Raw genomic sequence first — 14,723 nt, forward strand, 5'->3', positions numbered from 1 at the left:
CACCACGCGCGTGCACGGGCCGTTCTGCTCGGACAGCGAGGTCGAGACCGTGGTCGCCCACCTCAAGCGCCAGGGCCGACCCAGCTACCTCGACGCCGTCACCGCGGACGACGAGGAGGGCGCGGCCGAGAAGGGCGGCGCCAAGGGCAAGGCCGGCCCGGCGGAACTCGAACTCGACGGTGCCGTGTTCGATCAGGGTTCGTTCGGCGAGACCGGCGGCGACCTCTACGATCAGGCCGTGCAGGTGGTGCTGCGCGACCAGAAGGCGTCGACCAGCTACATCCAGCGCCGCCTGCAGATCGGCTACAACCGCGCCGCCTCGATCATGGAGCGGATGGAGGTCGAGGGCATCGTCGGCCCGGCCAACCATGCCGGCAAGCGCGAGATCCTGGTGGAGGACGCCGTCGGCTGAGGGCGGCTTTCCTCGGACGGTGCCTCGGCCAGCGCAGCTGGCAGCGCATCGGATGGCGCGCCGGGCTGGTCGGACGGAAGGCCGCCCCTCCGCGTCCCGGGGCCGCCGGCGCGCCGGGACCGGTTTCCGGCCGTGCGGCGTCGCGATGACGTCTCCAGACGCGCCGCGCTCGATGCGCAGCGGGCGCCGGCGTCGCAGACGCCGATGTCCATCCGGGACGCCGCCATCCTAAGGTCGGCTCCGCGGAGCCGCCGGGACTCCGGAACGGGCCCCGCCCCGGCGGGTTGTCTGGCCGGTTTGCTGCAGCGCAGCCGCACGGGAGGCAGGGATGGCCGAGCCGACGACGACCCTCAAGGACAAGGCCGCCTGCGGCACCAAGCCGGCGCCGCCCTGCACGCTGGTGATCTTCGGGGCCGGCGGCGACCTGACCAAGCGCCTCCTGATGCCCTCGCTCTACAACCTCGCGGGGGCCGGGCTCCTGCCGGAGGGCTTCTCGATCCTCGGGGTCGACCACAACGACGGCACCGACGAGGGTCTGCGCGACACCCTCACCAAGACCCTGGAGGCGTTCAGCCAGGACCCGACCTCCGAGTTCCACGCCGACCATATCGACCAGACGAGCTGGGGCTTCATCCGCGACCGGCTGCACTACCTCAAGGGCGACTTCGAGAAGCCCGAGACGTTCTCCGCGATCCGGGAGCGGGTGACGGGCAGCGCGGTGTTCTACTGCGCGGTGGCGGCCCGCTTCTTCGGGACGATCGTGGACGGGCTCGGGCAGGCCGGCCTGCTCAAGCAGGAGGGTGACGAATTCCGCCGCGTGGTCATCGAGAAGCCGTTCGGCTCCGACCTCGCCTCGGCCCGGGAACTCAACGCCCGCATCCTCAAGCAGGGCGACGAGAGCCAGTTCTACCGGATCGACCACTTCCTGGGTAAGGAGACGGTGCAGTCGATCATGGCGTTCCGCTTCGCCAACGGGCTGCTGGAGCCGGTCTGGCGGCGGGAATACATCGACAGCATCCAGATCACGGCCGCCGAGACGGTGGGCGTCGAGGAGCGCGGCGGCTTCTACGAGCCGACCGGGGCGCTGCGCGACATGGTGCCCAACCACATGTTCCAGCTCCTCTGCATGGTCGCCATGGAGCCCCCGAACTCCTTCGACGCCGAGGCGGTGCGCACCGAAAAGGCCAAGCTCGCCGAAGCCGTGCGGCCGATCCCGCCGACGGATGCGGTGCGCGGCCAGTACACGGCCGGCACCTCGGCGGGGCGCGACGTGCCGGCCTACCGGGACGAGCCGCACGTGGCCGAGGATTCGGTCACCGAGACCTACATCGCCCTCAAGCTCCATATCGAGAACTGGCGCTGGGCCGGCGTGCCGTTCTACGTCCGCACCGGCAAGCGCATGGCCGGGCGGCGCACCGAGATCGCGGTGCTGTTCAAGCCGGCCCCGTTCAAGATGTTCGCGGATACGCCCAATGCGGATCTCGGGCCCACCGTGATGCGGATCCTGATCGATCCCGATCACGGGGTCAGCACCGAGTTCAACGTGAAGGTGCCGGGGCCGCAGATGCGGATCGGCCGGGTGCGGTCCGGCTTCCGCTACAAGGACTTCTTCGCCGACACGCCGAATGTCGGCTACGAGACGCTGCTGTACGACTGCATGACCGGCGACGCGACGCTGTTCCAGCGCGCCGACAACATCGAGGCCGGCTGGGCCGCGGTGGAGCCCCTGCTCGCGGGCTGGCCGCAGGCGGAAGTGGCCTTCTACCCCGCCGGCAGCACCGGCCCCAGAGAGGCCGACGCGCTCCTGGCGCGCGACGGCCGCCACTGGCTGGGTCTCGACGGGACGACGGATTGAGCGAACCGGGCGGAACCGGGCGGGGGCTGCCGGCCGGGCCGCCCGGCTTCACGCCCCCTGGCGACGCCCCCGCCCTCGAGGGCTGAGAGGCGGAACTGGAGCCGGCGCTCCTGTCCGTCAGGCGGGACCCCACCCGGATCCGCCTCGCGGCGATCGGCCCGCGGGCGACCTCGCGGCTTCGGACGGCCCGTGACCGTTTGCGGGTGCAGGGCCGTGCCCTCCGGAAGCGCGGCGGAACTCCGCCCGGGCGACCCGCCGGCGGTGGGCAATCCTTCCGAAACCCGGAATCTCAGCGGCGCTTGAACGGCACCATCGCGGCCACCGCGAGGGCGTCGACCCGGTTGTTCAGCGGGTCGCTGGCGTGGCCCTTCACCCAGTGCCACGCCACCTCGTGGCGCTCCCGGGCGGCGTCGATGCGGCGCCAGAGATCCTCGTTCTTGACGGGCTTCTTGTCGGCGGTGCGCCAGCCCCGGGCCTTCCAATTGTGGATCCAGCTGGTGACGCCCTGGCGCAGGTACTGCGAGTCCGTGAACAGGTCGACCCGGCAGGGGCGCTTCAGCGCCTCCAACGCCGCGATCGCCGCGAGGATCTCCATCCGGTTGTTGGTGGTGTGGGCCTCGCCCCCGGAGAGTTCCTTGCGGGTGTCGCCGAAGATCAGGATCGCGCCCCAGCCACCGGGCCCGGGATTCCCCGAGCAGGCGCCGTCCGTGTAGATCATCACGCGCTTCGGTTCGGCGGCAGACCCAGCCTCGGATTCAGCCTCGGACCCGGCCTCGGGTCCAGCCTCGCTCAGATCGGTGCGCATCCAGCCCTCAACCCTGCCGCCCGTAATCCCGCGCGTCCCGCGCCCGCCGGTGGAAGGTGAGCCGGCGATCGAATTCCCGCGGGTCCTTGGGCTTCACCAGGGCACCCGGCGGCACGTTCAGCCAGTCCACCAGCCGGGTGAGCATGAACCGGAGCGCCGCGCCCCGGCACAGGACCGGCAGGGCCGCGACCTCGGCGGGTTCGAGCGGCCGCACGGCCTCGTAGCCCGCGATCAGCGCCGCCGCCATGTCGCGGTGGAAGGTGCCGTCGACCGAGAAGCACCACGCGTTGAGGCAGACCGCGAGGTCGTACGCGAAGGCGTCCGTGCAGGCGAAGTAGAAGTCGATCAGCCCCGACAGGGCGTCGCCGATGAAGAACACGTTGTCGGTGAAGAGATCCGCGTGGATCACCCCGCCCGGCAGGTCCCGGGGCCAGTGCGCCTCCAGGACGTCGAGGTCGGCGCGGGTGCGCGCCGCGAGGCCGGGCTCGACCGAATCGGCCTGCGCCTCGGCCTGTTCGAAGAGCGGTCGCCAGGCCTCGACCGAGAGGTTGTTCTCCCGCGCCATCGCGAAATCCCGCCCGGCCGCATGCAGCTCGGCCAGTGCCCGGCCGAGTTCCCGGCAATGCTCCGCGCCCGGCGCCTTGACGGACACGCCCTCCAGGAAGCTCACGATCGCGGCGGGCCGCCCGCACAGCTGCCCCAGGGCCTGGCCGGCCCGGTCCCGCACCGGCTGCGGGCAGGCGAGGCCGCGGGCGGAGAGGTGCTCCATCAGGCCGATGAAGAACGGCAGATCCTGCTCCCGCACCCGCTTCTCGTACAGCGTCAGGATGTAGGAACCGTCGGTGGTGTGCAGGAAGAAGTTCGAGTTCTCGACCCCCTCGGCGATGCCCTTGTAGGAGAGCAGGCTGCCGATCGCGTAGGCGGACAGGAAGTCGGCGAGCGCCGCGTCGGATACCTCGGTGTAGACGGCCACGTGTTCGCGCTCTGGATTTTCGGATCTTCGATACAACGAGGGGCGCCGAAGCGCCCCCGCATAAAGCCTGCCGCGCCCGTGTCCAGGCTGCCTACTCGGCGGCCTCGCTGCGCAGCTCCCGCGGCAGCGGGAAGACCATGTCCTCGATCACCGTCGAGACCGTGTCGACCAGGACGTCGTAGCGGGCCGCGAAGGCGTCGATGATCTCCTCAACCAGCACCTCGGGGGCCGAGGCCCCGGCGGTGAGGCCGAGCTTCCGGATGCCCTCGAAGGCCGGCCAGTCGATCTCCTCGGCGCGGAGCACCAGGCGGGTGATCGGGCAGCCGACGCGCTCGGCGACCTCGCGCAGGCGCTGCGAATTCGACGAGTTGGACGAGCCCACGACGATCAGGGCGTCCACCAGCGGGGCCACCTGCTTCACCGCCTCCTGGCGGTTGGTGGTGGCGTAGCAGATGTCGTCCTTGTGCGGCCCGGTGATGGTCGGGAACTTCTTCTTCAACGCTTCGACGATGTGCCGGGTGTCGTCCACCGACAGGGTCGTCTGGGTGACCCAGGCGAGGTTGTTGGGGTTGTCGGGGGTCAGGGCCGCGATCTGGTCGAGATCCTCCACCAGGGTGATCGAGCCCTTGGGCAGCTGGCCCATGGTGCCGACCACCTCGGGATGGCCGGAATGGCCGACCAGCAGCACGTGGCGGCCGCGCTTGTGGTGGATCTCGGCCTCGCGGTGGACCTTCGTCACCAGCGGGCAGGTGGCGTCGATGGTGGTCAGGCCGCGCGAATCGGCGTTGGCCGGCACCGTCTTGGCGACGCCGTGGGCGGAGAAGATCACCGGGGCGGCGCCGTCCGGCACCTCGTCGAGCTCGCGGACGAACACCGCGCCCTTCCGCTTCAGGCTCTCGACCACGTACTTGTTGTGCACGATCTCGTGCCGCACGTAGACGGGCGGCCCGTAGATGGCGAGCGCCCGTTCCACCACATCGATGGCCCGCACCACGCCGGCGCAGAAGCCGCGAGGGGCACAGAGCAGGATTTCCAGCGGCGGCTTGCCGGTGGTGCCCGCGACGGGCTCAGAAGGCGCGATTTCGACGGTCATAGGGGGGATGTGGCGAGGGCGGGGCTATCCTGTCAACAGGAGTCACCCACGAACAGGGCAGGAAGAGGGACGCGGAGCGGCTCTGTAGCACGATTGCCGCGGGACGCACGACGGGGGCGGACCGGGACCCGCGCCGGTCCTCGAACGCCCCCCGAGACTAAAGGCGTCTGAGGCCCGTGACCGCGCCGAAGCTGTTCGCCCGGATCCGGGCGACCGCCGCGTCCAGCGGCTCCGCAGCCACCGCCATGTGGTGGCCGTTGGCGTGGATCAGCGTCCCGGGATCGAGCATCAGCCCGACATGGCCGCGCCAGAACACGAAGTCGCCCCGGCGCAGGCCCGCGAGATCGAGCGGCAGGGCCTGCCCGAGATCTCGCTCCTGCATGTCCGCGTCCCGCGGGCAGGGCAGGCCGGCCGCGTCGAGGCAGAGCTGCACGAGGCCCGAGCAATCGAGGCCGAGGCTGGTGCGCCCGCCCCACAGGTAGGGCGTCCCGATGAGCCGCGCCGCGGTGGCCGGGTAGTCGGGTTCGCACTCCGCGGCGGGCGCGCAATGGTCGGCGAACACGAAGCCGCCCGGCGTTTCCAGGTACGCCCCGGCCGCGCCGGTCACGACGAGGCGCGCCCCCAGGCTCAGATGGGCGCGGACCGGCCGCTTCAGGTCCGGCGCGGGATACAGGAAGGTGCGCAGAGCCGTGACCCGGTGCGTCGGCTCCGGCTCGGCCGGTCCCAGGCAGGCGGACGGCAGGTAGCCGACATACCCGTCGCGGACGAGCTGCACGAAGGCGAAACCGTCCGCCTCGGCGTAGAGCGTGACCGGGTCGCCCTGGAGCGCTTCAGTGTCGAGCCCGGCCTCCGGTCCGGGTGCGCGGCGGAGGGGCGCCGAGGGCGCGACGACCCGGCGCGGCGTGCCATCCACGTAGCGGGCCGCCGCGACGCGGCCGCGCAGGCCGCTGTCGGCGATGTCGGGGCGGGCCGGCGTCAGGCGCGGATCGAGCGTGTCGGTCATGGGAGGATCGTACACGCACCTCGTTAATCCCGCCCGCCCCGCGCGGCCGGGCGACGCGACCGCCGTGCCGGGGCACCGGCGCGCGAATCCGCCGATGCGCCATTATGCCGCACGAGCCGCGTTCTGGGATGGGGAGTGCTGAAGACGTGGTCGTCTGCCCCACCCCGCCGGGCGGATCCGCCCGGGCGCCCTGCTCATTTCGACGCCACGCGACCGTCGGGCGGCATTGGCGCCGCCTGCAAGCCGGCTTCCCGCAGCCATCAGGCATGTGCCCGGCACGGCGGTCGTCCGTTTTTGATGCACTGCACAACCGGCCCGGAAGACGCTATGTCTGTCCCATGAAGACTGCGAGTCGCCCCGTGAAGAAGACGCAGAAGAGCTTTGCCGACCTGCCGCCGATCCGGGTGCGCCGCGAGCCGCCGACGGTGAACGAGGCGGTGGCCGCCGCGCAGGACCTCGCCGACGACGTCGAGCAGCAGGTCGAGATCGCCGCCGGCCTGATGGGCCTGCCGGCGGATGAGGTCCGTCCCCACGTCCTGGCGGCCAAGCTGGCGGCCAGGACGGCCAAGCCGGAGCGCGTCCCGGAGCGGATCCTGACCCATGCGAGCCCGAGCCGGGCCCCCCGCACCGTCGTGGTCGAGCGCCGCACCCGACCGACCGTGGTGATCGAGCGCCGCGGCCGGCCCCTCGACCCGCGGCGCTGAGCCGCCGTCAGGGCGATGGCCTCACCAGGTCAGCGCCTCGCCCCGGAAGTCGAGGTAGTGGGCGCCCGGTCGGCCGAGCTGCGCCGTGATCACGTCGGCGAGGCCGGCGACGCTGGTCGCCACGTCGATGTCGGCCGCCGCCCCGCCCATCTCGGTGCGCACCCAGCCCGGGTGCAGGATCAGCACCGACAGGTTCTCCGCCCGGTGGCGGATCTCGAAGCTGCGCGCCAGGGTGTTCAGCGCCGCCTTGCTGGCCCGGTAGGTCTCCCAGCCCCCGGTGTCGTTCAGGCCGACGCTGCCGAGGACCGAGCTCATCACCGCGATGCTGCCGCCGGCGGCGAGGCGATCGAGGAAGGCTTCGGCGAAGCGGATCGGGCTGACGGCGTTGGTGAGATAGACCTGCGCGGCCACCGCCCGAGGGACCACGTGGAGCGGGTCCTGCGCCTGCGTGGCGACGCCGGCGACCACGAAGATCAGGTCGAACCGCTGGTCCGCCAGCCGGTCGTGAAGGGCGGCGACACCCGCGTCGTCGTCGATGTCGGCGGTCTCGATGCGCAGCGCCGGCGCGCTCAGGCGGCCGAGTTCGGGGGACGGCGTGCGCTGGGTCGCGGTGACGCGCCAGCCCCGCGCCAGGAAGGTCTCGACGAGGCCGAGCCCCAGGCCGCGGGAGGCCCCGACGATCAGCGCGCTCTTCTGGGATGGAATCATGGTCGGTCTCCGGGATCGGCCGGATAAGGTCCGATCGGGTCCGGAGGTTGCGTGACCGGGCTCACGTCCCGGGCGGTCGGGCCTCGTCCGGATCGGATCTGTGGCCGCGTCAGGACACCCTGGCGTGTCGGGGCCTCGGACGCGTTGTGTGCGGGTTCCGACTCAACCGCTCCCGTGCGCGGGCCGCCCGACCGCGGCGCATCGCACGAGCCGCAGGCCATGATCCCGACCCCCACTCTGCTGACCGCCATGCTCAAGCGGGACGACGCCGATCTCTCCTACCTCCAGCAGGCGCTCGCGACCGTCTGCGCGCAGACGGGCGGCAAGGCCGGCACCGTCCTCGAAACGGTCCTCACGCCCGTGCCGAGGCAGCGCGCCGCCGTCGTGCGACCGTTGGCCGTCCAGGTCCAAGCGGAACGATCGCCCGGCCCGCCGGACGCGGACGACCCCTGGCCGTAGGCCGAATGCGGCTTCCTCGTTCGCGAGCGCCGGACGGTGCGCGCCCACCGGCGGGCAGGTCCTCGGTCGGCAAGGCTCTCGGTCGGCGAGATCCGCGGCAGGGTCGAGGCGGAACGCCGGCTCACCGGCGACGAGCCAGGGTCCGACCCCTACCGGTTGCGGACCTGCAGGGCGGGCGCCGGGCGCCGGATCGTCATCGCGACCCTGCGGGATACAGGGCGCTGTGCGGGGGGAAGCTGGCGAGATACCGCGCACGTTCCCAGAGATCGATGCCGTGACCGTTGGACAGCGTGGCCGCCAAGGCTTTCGCCTCGTCGTCGGTGCGTGCGTCGAGGATGTTGGCCTCCCCCACCGTTCCGTCGGGGCTGAGCCTGATCACGCGGTACGCCCTCGGTCCCGGATCAGGATCATCGATGCTGGTTGGGGACCCTGACACGCGCTGATCCGTCTGTTCCGGGCCGAACCACGACAATCGCCCCACGCCCCGTTGCGGGCGCCTACGCCAGCGGATCGAGGCAGACGCGCATCGGCGCGGGCGACGCCGGCGGGAGCCGACCAAGCCGATTTTGCACAATCAACCTGAGAATGCACTTCGGAAAACCACGCAGGATCGCTGATTCCCAGAGCATTCGATCACTTTTCCGTTGATCAGGTGACGCGGTTTGTTTTCGAACATCGAATGATTACGGTGATCATCGCGCAATCCTTGAAGCCCTGCGGGCCCTCGACCCCATCGATCGGACGTTCTTGCAGCGCGGCGGCGGGACTATTCGGTCCTAGAAAGGCAACATCTCTGTCGAGTTCGTGTCGAAGATAATCTTGACTATTCGACTTAAGTCCACCCGCGGTCCTTGGACTGTCGGCGTGGACCGGCGTTCCGGAAGCCCCGGCCGATCCCGGGCCGTTCCTCGCAGGTCCGGGATGGCCGGACGCGGATTCCGATACGACCGGGCCAATCGGGGGTGCTCCCTGTGAATCAGTCGGCGGTCTGGAGCGACCAGGTGGCGTGGCGGATACCCGGGGCGCGGGCGAGTTCGGCCGTGACGGCGTCGAGCTCCTCCGCCTTCACGGCGCTGGCCGTGAGGGTCGCCACCACGTCGACCGCGCTCTCGCCCCGCTCCGCGACCTCGACGTTGCTCACCGGGTAGTTGGCCGCCTCCAGGCGCTCGACCAGAAGGTCCTGGGCGGGTCCCGCCTCGCCGGGGGCCGTGGTGACCTGGACCTCGTAGGTCGCCTCGGTGGCGGATTCGCGGATCGGCGCGCGGTTGATGGCGTTCACCAGCGGCCGGAGCGCGGTGTTGCAGGCGAGCACCGTCACCATCACGAACACGGCCTCCAGGGGCAGGTCGGCCCCGCAGAACGCGCCGACCGCGGCCGAGCACCAGAGGGTGGCGGCCGTGTTGAGGCCGCGGACGTTCATGCCTTCCTTCATGATCACGCCGGCGCCGAGGAAGCCGATGCCGGAGATCACGTAGGCCACCGTGCGGACGCCCCCGTCCGGGCCGGTCAGGCGCATGCCGAGATCCACGAAGGCGCTCGCCCCCACCGCGACCAGCACCGCCGTGCGCAGGCCCGCGGTGCGCTGCCGGTACTGCCGCTCGGCCCCGATGATCGTGCCGAGCACGAAGGCCACGAGCAGGCCGATACCGGATTTGAGCTCTTCGGGAAGGGAGGCGTAGCTGATCATCCGCGGTCTCATGGGAGCGGGGCGGTGACGAAACCGTGACACCGTGGCCCGGGTCGGGCTCGAAAGGGCGACCGGATCGGGATTGACGGCCGCACCGGGCAGCGGGCACACCGGCAAGAGCCTGAGGATCCCTTAAGAATTCGGGACCCGGCCGAGGAGACGTGCAGGATGCAGCACACGGCCCAGGATATGGCCCGACGGGCGGCTTCGGTCCGCACCGGATCGTTCTCCGCATGAGCGGCGCCCTCGCCGAACGCCGGCCCGACACCGCGCCCAGCAGCGCCCCCGACGCCGCCCTGCACGGCCGCGTCATGGCGCTGCGCGAGGGGCTGGAGCGCGGCCTGATCGGCAGCGCCGGCCTCGTGGAGCGCCTGCTGATCGGGCTCCTGACCGGCGGCCACCTGCTGATCGAGGGCGCGCCGGGGCTGGCCAAGACCCGCGCGGTCAAGCGCCTCGCCGACGGCCTCGACGGCTCCTTCGCGCGCATCCAGTGCACCCCGGACCTGATGCCGGCCGACCTCACCGGCACCACCGTCTGGCGCCAGGACAGCGGCACCTTCGAGTTCCTGCAGGGACCGCTGTTCCACGCCCTCGTGCTGGTGGACGAGGTCAACCGCGCCCCCCCGAAGGTGCAGTCGGCGCTGCTCGAATCCATGGCCGAGGGGCAGGTGACGGTCTCCGGCCACACGCATCGCCTGTCCGATCCGTTCATGGTGGTGGCGACCCAGAACCCGATCGAGCATGCCGGCACCTTCCCGCTGCCCGAGGCGCAGCTCGACCGCTTCCTCTTGCACGTCGTCGTCGACATGCCCGACGAGGCCACCGAGCGGGCGATCCTCGACCTCGTGGAGGGTGAGATCACCCACCACGTCGACGCGATGACCATGCGGTTGTCGCTGGCGGACGTGCGCGCGGCCCGGGAGGCGGCACTCGCCACCTACGTGTCGCCGGCGCTCAAGGACTACCTGGTCCGGCTGGTGGCGGCGACCCGCACCGACGCGGCCGCGCCGGACCTGCGCGCCATGATCGAGCACCCGGCCTCCCCGCGCGGCACCCTGGCGCTGATGATGGCCGGCAAGGCCCGGGCCTGGCTGCGGGGGCGCGACCACGTCATCCCCGAGGACGTCACGGAGCTGGCCCGCGACGCCCTCTCCCACCGCATCGGCCTGACCTGGCGGGCGGCCGCCGAGGGCAGGACGGCGCGCGGCCTCGTCGGCGAGCTGGTGCAGCGGGTGCGGGCGCTCTGACGGTGTTCGGGTTCGGGCAGGCGCGCCGCAGATCCCCTCCCCCCTCCGCGGCGGAGGGTACCCCGCGCGGCAGGGGAGGAGCGGGGACCGAGGCCGCGGGCACGGTCTCCCCCGACGTGAAGGCGACATCCCTCTTCGGAAGCGTCGCTGCCCTCTCCCGACCCGGCCTGACGGCCGGGCCACCCGTCCCCGGAAAGGGGGACGGGATTGGCAGCGGCGCGGGCATCCACCTCTCGGGGGAGGCCCTGATGGGCCTGCGCCACCTCGCCCGGCGGGGTTCCGCGCCCGCCACCCGGACGCTGGCCGGGCTCCCCGGCGGCATCGTCACCCGCCGCCGCGGCCGCGGCTCCGAGCCGGAGGATGTCCGCCTCTGGTCCGAGGGCGACGACCGTCGCTTCATCGACCGCAACGCCACCGCCCGCACCGGGCAGCTGCACGTCCGCACCCACCACGACGAGCGCGACCGGGCCGTGGTGCTGCTCGCCGATTTCCGGCCCTCCATGCTGTTCGGAACCCGCCGGGCCCTGCGCTCGGTGGCGGCCGCCGAGGCCCTGGCGCTGCTCGGCTGGCGGATCGCCGCCGATGGCGGCCGGGTCGGCCTCGCGGTGGCGGCCTCCGGGGCGCCGACCGTGCTGCGGCCCGCGGGGGGCGAGCGCGCCATGATCGCGGTCACCGGCGCCCTCGCCCAGGCCCATGCCGACGCTCTCGGGGCCGAGTCCGGTTCCCCGGCCCGCGCGGAGCCGCCGCTCGAGGCGACGCTGGGTCTCGCCCGCAGCCTGCTGCCGGCCGGCGGCCACCTCGTGATCGCCAGCGCCCTGGACGATCCCGGCCCGGGCTTCGACGAACTCCTGACGCTGCTCGCCGAGCGGATCGCCATCCGGCTGATCCTGGTGAGCGACGCCTTCGAGCGCGCCCGGCCGCCGGGCTTCTACCCCTTCGCCCTCGCGGATGGCCGCCGCGGGACCGCGCTGCCGACGGCCGCCGGGCCGGCGGGCGAGTCCGCCGAGGCCCGGCTCGCCGACTACGCCCGCCGGGGCATCGCGGGGGTGCGCCTCGACGTCGAGACCGGCCCGGAGGCCTACGCGCCGCTCATGGAGCGCCTCGATGCGGTGCTGTGAGGCCGGACCCGGCGGCGCGATCCGATGAATCCCGTCACGCCCGCCGAGATCCCCCTGACCCTCGATCAGCTCCGGGGCCTGCACCTGCCCGGCGGCGCCGCGGGCGCCGTGCAGGGCGAGGTCGTCGCGGCGGCCGCCCTGGGCTTCCTCGCCGCCCTGCTGGTGGGGCTCGTGCGCTACGCCCGCGGCCGGGCGCGGGCCACCGTCCGCCGGGCGGCCCTCGCCGAACTCGCCCGGAGCCGCGGCCTCGACCCGGAGGCGCGCCTCGTCGCCCAGGCCCGGCTCCTGCGCCGCCTCGGCCGGACGCTCGACCGGTCCGGCGCGGCCGAGGTCCGGGCGACGGGCGCGGACTGGGCCGCGCGGCTGGACGGGCTGTTCCGGACCGACTTCTTCACCCGGGGCGCCGGCCGGGTGCTCGCCGACGGGCTGTACCGGCGGCAGGATCCCGACCTCGACGCCCTGGACGCCGAACTCGGCCGCCTGATCGGACGGCTGCGGGCATGACCGGCTTCCTGCCCGCGTGGCTCAGCGCGCTCCTGTCGGCCTTCGACCTGGCCGCGCCCTGGGCGCTCCTGGCCCTGCCCCTGCCCCTGCTGGCCGCGCGCCTGATCCCGGCCGAGCCCGAGGGCGGCAGCGGCGCCCTGCGCGTGCCCGGCACGCTGGTGGGCGGGGCGCGCTCCGGCGCCGACCTCGCGGCCCGCGGGCGGCGTCGGGCCCTGCTGACCTGGACGCTCTGGATCGCCCTGGTGGCGGCGCTGTCGGGCCCGCGGCTGGTCATGCCGGCGGCCGCGCTCCCGGCCTCGGGCCGCGAGATCATGATCGCCATGGACCTGTCGGGCTCGATGGAGCGGCGCGACTTCACCCTCGACGGCGAGACCGTGAACCGGCTCACCGCGGTCAAGCGCGTGGGCACCGACTTCATCCGGCGCCGGGCCGGAGACCGGATCGGCCTCGTGATCTTCGCCGACCAGGCCTACGTGGCGGCGGCCCCGAGCTTCGACACCGCCGCGGTCGCCCGCGCCCTCGACGAGGCCACGATCGGCATCAGCGGCCGCTCCACCGGCATCGGCGACGGCCTCGGCCTCGCCCTGCGCCGCCTGGACCCGCGGGATGCCGAGGGCGAGGCCGGGTCCAAGGGCGCCAAGCCCGGCGAGAAGGCCGCGAAGGCCGTGATCCTGCTCTCGGACGGCGCCAACAATGCCGGCCAGACCGCCCCCAAGGACGTGGCCGAGCTCGCCAAGACGCTGGGCATCAAGGTCTACACGATCGCGCTCGGCCCCCGCGACATGGCCGATGCCGACGGCGAGCAGGACGTGGTCGACACCGAGACCCTGCGCGACATGGCGCAGGCCAGCGGCGGCGAGGCGTTCCGGGTGCGCACCACCGACGATCTGGTCCGGGTCGCCGACGCCATCGACCGGCTGGAGGGCGGCCGCGCCCTGGCGCCGCCCCTGCCCCTGCGTCGGGACCTCTGGCCCTGGCCGGCCGGCCTGGCGCTCCTCGCCGCCGCCGCGCTGCTCGCGAGCCGGAGGGGCGCGTGATGGGTCCGCACCCGACCCTTACAGCCGGCCCCCTTATCCCGAGATGCGCGCAGCGCGAGCCCCGCACGAGGGCTCCCGGGATCGCGGCGTCTTCCGGCGGGATCCTTCGTGGCCCCCTTCGCGGCCCCCTTCGCGCTCCGGCCCCTCAGGGTGCGGGGATCTTGGCGGGAGGACCGGCCCGATGAGCGCACTCACCGCCTTCGCCCTCCTGCGCCCCTGGTGGTTCCTGGCGATTCCCGCGGTCGTCCTGCTGGGCCTGCGCGCCGCGTGGCGCTCGGCGCCGCTGGGCGACTGGGCGCGGGCCGTGGACCCGGCGCTGATGGCCCATCTCGCCCGCGCCGGCGCGGTGCTGGGCGGGCGGCGGCAGGCGAACCTCGCCGCCGCGCTGGCGGCCGGGCTGATCGCCCTCGCGCTCACCGGCCCGGCCGTGGAGCGGGCGGACGGGCGGACCTTCCGCAACCTCGACGAGACCGTGATCGTCGTCGACCTGTCCCGCTCGGTCACGGAGGGCGGCAGCCTCCAGGGCGTCCGGCAGGCCGCCGCCGCCGTCGCCGAGGCCGCCGGCACCCGGGCGGTCGCCCTCGTGGTCTACGCGGGCGACGCCTACCTCGCCGCCTCCCCCACCACCGACCGCGACAGCCTCGGCACCACCCTGTTCGCGCTGGACGCCGACACGGTGCCGGACCGCGGCTCCCACCCCGAGCGCGGGCTGGCGCTGGCCCGCCGCACCCTGGCGGAGGCCAACGTGGTGGCGGCCGACGTGGTGCTGATCAGTGACGGCGACGGCATCGGCGAGGCCGCCAACCGCGAGGCCCGCGCCATCGCCGAGCACGGCTGGCGGCTCCAGGCCCTGTTCGTCCCGGCCGACAAGCCGCTGCCCCCCGGCGCGCCCAAGCCCGACCGGACCGCCCTCGACGCCCTTGCCCGGGCCGGCGGTGGCACAGCCGCCGACATCGCGACGCCGGGCCCGGTGCTCGACGCGGTCGGCGCCGGTCTGGCGCAGCACCTCGCGGCGGGCGGCTACGGCGTCCTGGCCTACGCGGATCTCGGGCGCTGGCTGCTGCTGCTGGCGGCCCTGCCGGCCCTGGTCCTGTTCCGCAGGAGCGCATGATGAGGAG

At 73.1% G+C, this 14,723-nt stretch carries 16 protein-coding genes; 9 read left to right on the forward strand and 7 right to left on the reverse strand.

What is annotated here, in order from left to right; genetic code table 11:
• Nucleotides 1-412 (forward strand): DNA translocase FtsK (locus MFF58_RS14925; RefSeq protein ID WP_283206440.1); only part of this gene is annotated, 412 nt, incomplete at its 5' end.
• Nucleotides 413-740: 328 nt separating this feature from the next.
• The gene (gene zwf, locus MFF58_RS14930) at nt 741-2,267 is read left to right on the forward strand and encodes a glucose-6-phosphate dehydrogenase (RefSeq protein WP_238289294.1); all 1,527 of its coding nucleotides are present in this window, start codon (nt 741-743) and stop codon (nt 2,265-2,267) included.
• Between the two features lie 289 nt (nt 2,268-2,556).
• Here zwf and rnhA read toward each other — a convergent pair whose 3' ends face one another.
• From rnhA to MFF58_RS14950, 4 genes are all read right to left on the reverse strand, one after another.
• On the reverse strand, nt 2,557-2,985 hold the full coding sequence (gene rnhA, locus MFF58_RS14935) for a ribonuclease HI (protein WP_238289505.1): 429 nt from the start codon (nt 2,983-2,985) through the stop codon (nt 2,557-2,559).
• A 94-nt stretch (nt 2,986-3,079) separates the two neighbouring features.
• Nucleotides 3,080-4,045 (reverse strand): homoserine kinase, encoded by a 966-nt coding sequence (locus MFF58_RS14940; protein WP_238289296.1) that lies wholly within the window; start codon nt 4,043-4,045, stop codon nt 3,080-3,082.
• Nucleotides 4,046-4,136: 91 nt separating this feature from the next.
• Entirely contained in the window at nt 4,137-5,138 is a 1,002-nt protein-coding gene (ispH, locus tag MFF58_RS14945) for a 4-hydroxy-3-methylbut-2-enyl diphosphate reductase (protein WP_238289298.1), read from the reverse strand.
• 157 nt (nt 5,139-5,295) lie between these two features.
• Entirely contained in the window at nt 5,296-6,141 is an 846-nt protein-coding gene (locus MFF58_RS14950; RefSeq protein ID WP_238289300.1) for a C40 family peptidase, read from the reverse strand.
• A gap of 359 nt (nt 6,142-6,500) precedes the next feature.
• Between MFF58_RS14950 and MFF58_RS14955 the strand changes: the two genes are divergently transcribed.
• Nucleotides 6,501-6,845, forward strand: a complete 345-nt coding sequence (locus tag MFF58_RS14955; RefSeq protein ID WP_238289302.1) for a hypothetical protein — start codon at nt 6,501-6,503, stop codon at nt 6,843-6,845.
• 21 nt (nt 6,846-6,866) lie between these two features.
• Here the strand turns inward: MFF58_RS14955 and MFF58_RS14960 are convergent, their stop codons facing one another.
• On the reverse strand, nt 6,867-7,553 hold the full coding sequence (locus tag MFF58_RS14960; RefSeq protein WP_238289304.1) for an SDR family oxidoreductase: 687 nt from the start codon (nt 7,551-7,553) through the stop codon (nt 6,867-6,869).
• Between the two features lie 219 nt (nt 7,554-7,772).
• On the opposite strand from MFF58_RS14960, the gene MFF58_RS14965 reads away from it, so the two are divergent.
• Nucleotides 7,773-8,012 carry a hypothetical protein gene (locus MFF58_RS14965; protein ID WP_238289306.1) on the forward strand — a complete coding sequence of 80 codons (240 nt, stop codon included), beginning with the start codon at nt 7,773-7,775 and terminating at the stop codon, nt 8,010-8,012.
• 193 nt (nt 8,013-8,205) lie between these two features.
• Here MFF58_RS14965 and MFF58_RS14970 read toward each other — a convergent pair whose 3' ends face one another.
• Nucleotides 8,206-8,391 (reverse strand): hypothetical protein, encoded by a 186-nt coding sequence (locus MFF58_RS14970; protein WP_238289308.1) that lies wholly within the window; start codon nt 8,389-8,391, stop codon nt 8,206-8,208.
• Between the two features lie 597 nt (nt 8,392-8,988).
• Nucleotides 8,989-9,699 (reverse strand): MgtC/SapB family protein, encoded by a 711-nt coding sequence (locus MFF58_RS14975; protein ID WP_238289310.1) that lies wholly within the window; start codon nt 9,697-9,699, stop codon nt 8,989-8,991.
• 233 nt (nt 9,700-9,932) lie between these two features.
• Between MFF58_RS14975 and MFF58_RS14980 the strand changes: the two genes are divergently transcribed.
• From MFF58_RS14980 to MFF58_RS15000, 5 genes are all read left to right on the forward strand, one after another.
• Nucleotides 9,933-10,946: an AAA family ATPase gene (locus MFF58_RS14980; protein WP_238289312.1), complete on the forward strand. Its 1,014-nt coding sequence runs from the start codon at nt 9,933-9,935 to the stop codon at nt 10,944-10,946.
• A gap of 248 nt (nt 10,947-11,194) precedes the next feature.
• The gene (locus tag MFF58_RS14985) at nt 11,195-12,064 is read left to right on the forward strand and encodes a DUF58 domain-containing protein (protein WP_238289507.1); all 870 of its coding nucleotides are present in this window, start codon (nt 11,195-11,197) and stop codon (nt 12,062-12,064) included.
• Nucleotides 12,065-12,088: 24 nt separating this feature from the next.
• Nucleotides 12,089-12,568, forward strand: a complete 480-nt coding sequence (locus tag MFF58_RS14990) for a DUF4381 family protein (RefSeq protein ID WP_238289314.1) — start codon at nt 12,089-12,091, stop codon at nt 12,566-12,568.
• On the forward strand, nt 12,565-13,605 hold the full coding sequence (locus tag MFF58_RS14995) for a VWA domain-containing protein (protein WP_238289316.1): 1,041 nt from the start codon (nt 12,565-12,567) through the stop codon (nt 13,603-13,605). Before MFF58_RS14990 ends, MFF58_RS14995 begins: the two co-directional genes overlap by 4 nt.
• 181 nt (nt 13,606-13,786) lie before the next feature.
• Entirely contained in the window at nt 13,787-14,716 is a 930-nt protein-coding gene (locus tag MFF58_RS15000) for a VWA domain-containing protein (protein WP_238289317.1), read from the forward strand.
• Nucleotides 14,717-14,723: the final 7 nt, after the last annotated feature.

This window comes from Methylobacterium longum, from assembly GCF_022179385.1.
Classification (GTDB): domain Bacteria; phylum Pseudomonadota; class Alphaproteobacteria; order Rhizobiales; family Beijerinckiaceae; genus Methylobacterium; species Methylobacterium longum.

What these genes read in the sequence shown, in the direction of transcription:
- zwf (WP_238289294.1), top strand. Translation starts at nt 741, where the DNA reads ATGGCCGAGCCGACGACGACCCTCAAGGACAAGGCCGCCTGCGGCACC.
- rnhA (WP_238289505.1), bottom strand. Translation starts at nt 2,985, where the DNA reads ATGATCTACACGGACGGCGCCTGCTCGGGGAATCCCGGGCCCGGTGGC.
- ispH (WP_238289298.1), bottom strand. Translation starts at nt 5,138, where the DNA reads ATGACCGTCGAAATCGCGCCTTCTGAGCCCGTCGCGGGCACCACCGGC.
- MFF58_RS14950 (WP_238289300.1), bottom strand. Translation starts at nt 6,141, where the DNA reads ATGACCGACACGCTCGATCCGCGCCTGACGCCGGCCCGCCCCGACATC.
- MFF58_RS14960 (WP_238289304.1), bottom strand. Translation starts at nt 7,553, where the DNA reads ATGATTCCATCCCAGAAGAGCGCGCTGATCGTCGGGGCCTCCCGCGGC.
- MFF58_RS14965 (WP_238289306.1), top strand. Translation starts at nt 7,773, where the DNA reads ATGATCCCGACCCCCACTCTGCTGACCGCCATGCTCAAGCGGGACGAC.
- MFF58_RS14975 (WP_238289310.1), bottom strand. Translation starts at nt 9,699, where the DNA reads ATGATCAGCTACGCCTCCCTTCCCGAAGAGCTCAAATCCGGTATCGGC.
- MFF58_RS14980 (WP_238289312.1), top strand. Translation starts at nt 9,933, where the DNA reads ATGAGCGGCGCCCTCGCCGAACGCCGGCCCGACACCGCGCCCAGCAGC.
- MFF58_RS14985 (WP_238289507.1), top strand. Translation starts at nt 11,195, where the DNA reads ATGGGCCTGCGCCACCTCGCCCGGCGGGGTTCCGCGCCCGCCACCCGG.
- MFF58_RS14990 (WP_238289314.1), top strand. Translation starts at nt 12,089, where the DNA reads ATGAATCCCGTCACGCCCGCCGAGATCCCCCTGACCCTCGATCAGCTC.
- MFF58_RS14995 (WP_238289316.1), top strand. Translation starts at nt 12,565, where the DNA reads ATGACCGGCTTCCTGCCCGCGTGGCTCAGCGCGCTCCTGTCGGCCTTC.
- MFF58_RS15000 (WP_238289317.1), top strand. Translation starts at nt 13,787, where the DNA reads ATGAGCGCACTCACCGCCTTCGCCCTCCTGCGCCCCTGGTGGTTCCTG.